Source organism: Oligella sp. HMSC05A10 (genome assembly GCF_001808335.1).
Classification (GTDB): domain Bacteria; phylum Pseudomonadota; class Gammaproteobacteria; order Burkholderiales; family Burkholderiaceae_B; genus Oligella; species Oligella urethralis.
Map to the genome: position 1 here is coordinate 1 of NZ_KV792914.1, position 2,221 is coordinate 2,221.

Annotated in this window: 2 protein-coding genes and 1 pseudogene; all 3 read right to left on the reverse strand. The window is 45.2% G+C overall.

Annotated features, from left to right (window positions below; genetic code table 11):
- Positions 1 to 313 (reverse strand): hypothetical protein (locus tag HMPREF3144_RS05405; protein WP_141742734.1); only part of this gene is annotated, 313 nt, incomplete at its 3' end.
- Positions 282 to 1,133 carry a hypothetical protein gene (locus tag HMPREF3144_RS05410; protein WP_036561402.1) on the reverse strand — a complete coding sequence of 284 codons (852 nt, stop codon included), beginning with the start codon at positions 1,131 to 1,133 and terminating at the stop codon, positions 282 to 284. The genes HMPREF3144_RS05410 and HMPREF3144_RS05405, both read right to left, overlap by 32 nt.
- Before the next feature lie 3 nt (positions 1,134 to 1,136).
- Positions 1,137 to 2,221 (reverse strand): annotated as a pseudogene (locus tag HMPREF3144_RS11855) (hypothetical protein); the annotation flags it as partial.

Below are 2,221 nucleotides of genomic sequence, written 5' to 3' on the forward strand. Positions count from 1 at the left end.
CCTTGACGTTTTGATTGGTCGCCTCACCCACGCCTACCGGCGCATCCATCAACTGCCCAAGTCCTTCGTAGGCACTCCACGCCGTATTGGCAACAGCCATCGCCTGGGTGCGGCGGTTACTGCTTTCACCGATGGATTCAACGGCATGTGCAACCTTACGCATAGCGTCCACTACCGGCACATTAACCGCCACCGTGAGCCCGCTTTGCTTATCGACTCGACGATAATGTTCGCTATAGGGTTGCTCGCCCGCTGTGATCTCAAGCGCTTGCCCCGTGATCCTATAACTTAACCGCCCACGGACTAAAATCAAAGCGTCCCGGGGTTTGCAATAAAGTGTGTGCGCTATAAGCATCAATGGCTTCACCCGGGTTATTTAGGTAATAAACCGTTTTAAAGTCAAAGTCCTTAATCCAGTAAATGCATCCGTCAGGATTACTATCCACCACATAAAGTTGATCACCAATAAACGAATAATCCTCAGGCAATCTACTATCTAGGAAACATCTGAAACTCATCCACTCATATTCCTCCCCATCATGCGGGTTAGTACGAGTAACGTACAGATTAGGAATTTTCTCTCGCAAACTAGGCAAAAGAGTTTTCTCCCAATTTTTATCTACATTTTTAATATGAAATCCAAACGAACGCCAATCAGAAAAAGAATCACAAATAAACTGGCGCTGATTAACGGGAACAACGCTCTCTGTCGTCCCCCACCCCCTACTACGAGCTAACCAAGACTTCTTGATTACCTCTGCTATATAAGGATTAGAATGACTTTCATAGCCATATCTTGCCCAAATCACCCTACCTTTTACCACAAAAAAACCGTCATGTGACAACCTATCCTTAGGTAAATCTGGACGAGGAATGGCTCTTCTCCAACGGAAACCCACCATATAGTCAGAGCCATGCTCCTGAAAAACCGCAAAACTCAACGGTTGTAATTCTCGCAAAGGCTCAATTAACCACTCTTTACCGCCTTTTAACAAGACATTTGTATCTGAATCATCAAGCCAATCTTTTTCAATTAAGTATGTTCGCTCCTTTTCCCCAAAGTCTTCATACTTATCAATAATATAATCAAATTTTTGTTTTGCTTCTTCAAAAGTAAAGACATGTGCCGTCATAAGCTATTTCCTTAAATTAATAGTTTTAATATAATCATTTACTCTTTTCTCAATATCCCTTTGCACATCGAACAAATACTCTTTGTATTCTGGATGAACCGCCTCATCCTTCCATGTTTTCCATCCACCATTCACAAACTCTACTTTACACCCTTTCGAGCAGTTCGCTGACTTCACCATCGGTTGTAAGTTTTCTGGAGCATTCATTAATTCATCCTGAATTTTTTTCGGTAAAGCTTTAAAACCCTCTACTTCTTCCATTATGTAGTTTCTCGGTAAAATATGATCCACCGTTACCTTAGCATTTGCTGGGATCTCTTCAAAGGCATTGGTCACGGGATTAATCCAATGCGCCTTACCGTCAGGGAACCAACTAGGCGATAAATTGTAGCCATTAAGTCTTACCAACTCATTCGCTTGCTCAATAGCCCGCGTCATCTCCCCTACATGACGAGCCTCTTTGGCGGCCTCATAACTCTTTTCTGCTTTATGCAGGGCTTTTAAGGCATCACCCGCTAAAGGAATCACGCCCAGTGAGGCAAAGACATAATCTCCAATGGTCTCTGCTTCAACAAAGCCTTTGATATCCCCAATCACCGGCGTAAAGTCTGCCGTTATCGGAAGGAAGATCGTTTCCATCAAACCCGGTTCATAGGTGGCAATGCTGTTAGCTGCCACATAATACGCTGAGGGGATGGTCTTATCCGTTTGGTATAAAGCCTTACGAATCGCTTCTTGCTGTTCCGGCGTCACGCCACGAGCCGCCAATTCAGGAATACTCTCTCCCGGGATCGCTTGCGTAATCGCTCCCTCCCAGAGCAAGCGGAAGGTCAGATCCTCCGCAGGAGACAATGCTTCTTCATCAAGCATTTTCTGGATAAGTCGTAAGACTTCTTGATCGTTTTCACGTGACTTCGTCAGTAAGTCTGCTTGTTGTTGACAAGCACTCGCACTACCGCCACCACAATCAATGATCGCTTGCACCAAGTCTTTTCTGTCTGAACGGCTTAAGGCATTATTATCCACCGCCGTCCCCGCTGACTCCGCGCCTTGCGCAATACTCGAGTCCGTGCCGGTGGTAGCACCCA

Coding starts and splice junctions, on each gene's coding strand:
- HMPREF3144_RS05410 (WP_036561402.1), bottom strand. CDS start 1,133: ATGACGGCACATGTCTTTACTTTTGAAGAAGCAAAACAAAAATTTGAT.